The following is a 4,150-nucleotide window of genomic DNA, read 5'->3' as shown; positions in this document are numbered from 1 at the left end:
GCGATAGGCTCACTCATCCCAAGACCGATGAGTGAGCCAACGGGTTATGGCGCTTAAGCCATAGTAACGAATTCTTCGCCGCTGGTGGGGTGAATAGCAATACAGGCGTCAAAATCTGCCTTGGTTGCACCCATTTTCATGGCAACCGCAAAACCTTGCAGGATTTCATCCATTGCATAACCGATACCGTGTAAACCTACTACGCGTTGGGATTCACCCTCACAAATCAGCTTCATACTGGTGAGTTGGCGATGACGCGTTACTGCGGTGTACATTGCGGCAAAACTTGAACGGTAAATAGTGAGGTTTTCCTTCCCATATTGCGCCTCAGCCTCGGCTTCTGTCAGCCCTACAGTGCCAATGGGCGGGTGACTGAAAACAACCGTTGGGACTAAGGCATAATCTAAATGGGCGTCATGCTGCTGATTAAACAAACGTTCACTTAACAAGCGGCCTGCTTTTACCGCGACCGGTGTGAGTTCAGGCTGACCCGTAATATCACCAACGGCGTACACGCCGTCTACCGTCGTATTCTGATACTTGTCGACCGTTATTAACCCTTTATCGGTAACGTCGATCTGGGTGTTTTCCAGGCCAATGTTGTCGGTGTTTGGGCGACGGCCAGTCGCCCAAATCAGGCATTCTACAGTAAGTGAGTTGCCGTCGGTCAGCGTCAATACTAACTGGCCGTCCTGTTGCTTCTCAATGTGAGTGATTTCGGTTTGATCATGCACATTTACGCCTTCTTCTATCATCAGGGTTTTCAGGGTTTCCTGAATCGTGTGATCGAAGCCTCTAAGTGGCATAGTTTGGCGGATCAGAGAATGTGTTTCGCTGCCCAGTGCATTCAGTACGCCCGCCAGCTCAACGCCAATGTAGCCACCGCCTACTACGGCAACGGTTTTCGGCTGGGCGTTTAACGCGAAGAAGCCGTCAGAATCAATACCATGTTCGGCGCCTGGAATGTCTGGCGTGAATGGTCGACCGCCGGTAGCAATGGTGATGTGCGGCGCAGTGTAGTGTTCACCGTTTACTTCAACAGTGTGGTTGTCGACGAATTTGGCATACCCATTTAGCAGCGTTACGTCGTTGTTGCCCAGTACGCGATCGTACGATGCGTGAATGCGAGAGATGTAAGCCTGACGGCTGGCAACCAGGGTTTCCCAACTGAAGTTATTTACTGTGACATCAAACCCGTAATCAGGGCCGTATTTGTGGATTGCTTCGGCTACCTGTGCGCCGTACCACATCGCTTTTTTGGGCACGCAGCCCACGTTAACGCAGGTACCACCAACGGCTTTGCTTTCGATTAAAAGTACTTTTTTACCGTGTTTGGCTGCCCGGTTAGCAGAGGCGATACCGCCGCTACCGCCGCCAATACAAATATAGTCAAACTGTTGCATGAATTACTCGCCTGGGTTTCGAATCATTAAGGTATTCTGGCATTTTTTACGCTTTTAAAACACCCGTTTACAGCAAGTATAGTTCGGTCTGACTGTGAAAGTTACCCTATCGTCGCATCTTCCATACCGTTTCGTTCTACGGCGATATCAAAAAAGCGATTGTGTTCACGTTCGTACTGCGCCAGCTTGGCAATGGTGGCATCGGTAAATACATGGCCTTCCGGTAGCAGTAAAATGTGACTCTCGTTATACAGGTTTTTGCTGAGGACCATGCCCGGTTTAAGTTCTTCGGTACTCAGACGGTTCTCTATGTAACTGGGCTTATCGATGTCCTTGGTATTTAACAGGATATCCAGCACGTTGCCGTCATATCGGGTATTGCGGTGCTTTTTCAATTCCACACGAGCTTCAATAGGCGTCATTGGCTGACCGGTAATTCGGCCGCTAACCATGCGCCAATAGTCTCTGGCTACAGCTAAAATCCGTGCCCCAATGGGGATCTGCGTTGCAACCAACTTGTACAGGCCTGCGCCATTGTAGTATTCAAACTGGTATTCCAGAATATCACTCACTTCACGCAGGTGTTCGGCCGGCGCCAAAATGGTTTTTGCCAGTTTGGTTTGCGACAAATAGTTCTTTTGTTGCTGATAGGATAGCTTGTTAAATGCCGGGCGATAATGCTCAGGCTTCAGACCTAACAATCCGAATTCGCCTATCAGACAGGCATAACGGATGACATTCGTTTCTTCTTTTGAACACTCCAGCAGGTTGGCTAGTTTGGTGGCCAGTTCGCTGACTTCAATTGCAAACTTGCCGTCGATGTCCGGATTGATTGAAATGACGTTAAACAGCACTTGTTCAAGGGCCGCGTTGCGTTGTTCAATGCGACGCAGTGCCGCTTTGATCTGTTTAGTACGTTTTTGTACTACCTGCTCCAACGAGTTATTTACTTCCTTGAGCTTGGCATTCTGTAGTTTGGTCAGTTTTTGCAGACGCGCGTTTTCGTCTTTTAACTTAATGCGCTCCAGGCCTTCTTCAATGGTATTGATCAGTTCCTGGTTGTCCCAGGGTTTTTGCAAGTAGCGATGAATTCGTCCCTGATTTACCGCTTTAATGGTGGCGTCAATATCGGCAAAGCCAGTTAATACCACCCGAAAAGTGTCGGGGTAGTGCGCAGCAACCTGTTCGAGTAACTCCGCCCCGGTCATGCCTGGCATTTTCATATCCGAAATCACCACATGAATGGGCTTTTCTTTCATAACGGCGAGTGCTTTTTCACCACTGTCTACCAGCGTGAGATCGACATCCAAAGAAAATAGTGCCCGCTTAATAGCACGCAATATATTTTGCTCGTCATCAACACACAGCACCTGATACTTCACTTGCTCTGTTTGTTGTGCATCTGTCATGTCATTCTCCTTGTTAAACTCACTCCGCCTGAGGTGCATTGCATGGGGCGCCGCGTAAATTTAATCAGTGAAAAAGAAGCCGCTATTATTGCGCTTCGTTAGTTTGTGTTTGCAAAGGCTGAGAATTGTCGCCGACTGGCAACGTAATAATAAATCGGCTGCCTTCGCCTTCTTTACTAGTTACTTCAATGCTACCGCCATGTTCCTGAATAATTCCGTAGGTAATTGACAGGCCCAGTCCGGTTCCCTGTCCCTCCGGTTTTGTGGTGAAAAACGGGTTAAACAGCTTTTCAAGATTTTCTTCAGAAATACCACAGCCTGTATCGGTAATATCAACAATAACCTGCTTGCCCTGCAGGTAAGTGTGTACGGTAATTACCCCTTGCTTGCCGGTTGCCTCAATGGCCTGGCCGGCGTTGATCAGTAAATTTGTAAACACCTGGGTGAGTTTGCCTACGTTGAAATAGACTCGCGGTAAATCAGCGAACTGCTTTTCTACTTTGCAAATGTATTTCAGCTTGTTATTCACCATTGTCAGGGTGGTGTTGAGACAGTGGTTTAAGTCGAACCACTGCTTTTCATCTGAATCGATACGCGAGAAGACTTTCAGCCCTTTCACTATTTCACTGACCCGCGCCAAACCCTCAACCGATTCCTCGATAAGCGGGGTAACATCTTCGCTGATGAAGTCAAAATCGTGCTGGGCATAGAACTGGTGGATTTCTGTTATCAGTGCTTTTTGGGCTTCTATGTCAGCATCAGGCTGCAGCTTTTTCACCAACGTCATAAGGATTTGGAACATCGACAGGTAGTCTGTTAGCGTGTTCAGGTTGCTGCTGACAAACCCAACCGGGTTGTTGATTTCATGGGCGACACCGGCAGCCAACTGACCAACCGAAGCCATTTTTTCCGCTTGAAACAGCTGTTGCTGGGTTTCTTTTAATTCTTTGTTCGACTGCTCTAACAGCTCGTTTTTCTCACTGAGTGCCTGGGTACGGCGAGCGATTTTTTCTTCAAGAGACTGGTTCAACTGGGTCAGTTCGTTTTCGGCTTCCAGCCGGGACTGGTATTCGGTTTCCAGATTTTTGACCAGTAAGTTAAACGTTTTTGCCAATTCGGTAAGCTCGTCGTGACCTTTTTCTGCAATAGGCGCAGTCTTGAAATGACTGGTTTTTATGGCGTTAACAATATCTTTAGCGCCTTGCCTAAGTGTATTTAACTGTGAAGTCAGATAAGTGCCCAACCCATAGCTGAACAACGCTACCAAACCCAATTCGATGAGTGCCAGCGAGACAATCCAATTGCGAATTTGAATGAGTGACGATTGTACGTAGCCTA

At 47.8% G+C, this 4,150-nt stretch carries 3 protein-coding genes; all 3 read right to left on the bottom strand.

The annotated features are described in order from the left end of the window. Positions 1 to 53: 53 nt before the first annotated feature. Positions 54 to 1,403: a glutathione-disulfide reductase gene (gorA, locus tag AC4MRN_RS19755; protein ID WP_475070910.1), complete on the bottom strand. Its 1,350-nt coding sequence runs from the start codon at positions 1,401 to 1,403 to the stop codon at positions 54 to 56. 101 nt (positions 1,404 to 1,504) lie between these two features. Beyond that, positions 1,505 to 2,812: a response regulator c-di-GMP phosphodiesterase, NosR family gene (gene nosR, locus AC4MRN_RS19750; protein ID WP_491204277.1), complete on the bottom strand. Its 1,308-nt coding sequence runs from the start codon at positions 2,810 to 2,812 to the stop codon at positions 1,505 to 1,507. A gap of 85 nt (positions 2,813 to 2,897) precedes the next feature. Then, positions 2,898 to 4,150: sensor histidine kinase (locus tag AC4MRN_RS19745; RefSeq protein ID WP_491204276.1), on the bottom strand; the 1,253-nt coding region annotated here is incomplete at its 5' end.

The sequence above is a fragment of the Marisediminitalea sp. genome (genome assembly GCF_984433645.1).
This window is presented reverse-complemented; position numbering and strand designations above follow the sequence as displayed.

Bases quoted from the DNA above. Each gene is read 5' to 3' on its own strand.
- gorA (WP_475070910.1), bottom strand. From the start codon at position 1,403: ATGCAACAGTTTGACTATATTTGTATTGGCGGCGGTAGCGGCGGTATC.
- nosR (WP_491204277.1), bottom strand. From the start codon at position 2,812: ATGACAGATGCACAACAAACAGAGCAAGTGAAGTATCAGGTGCTGTGT.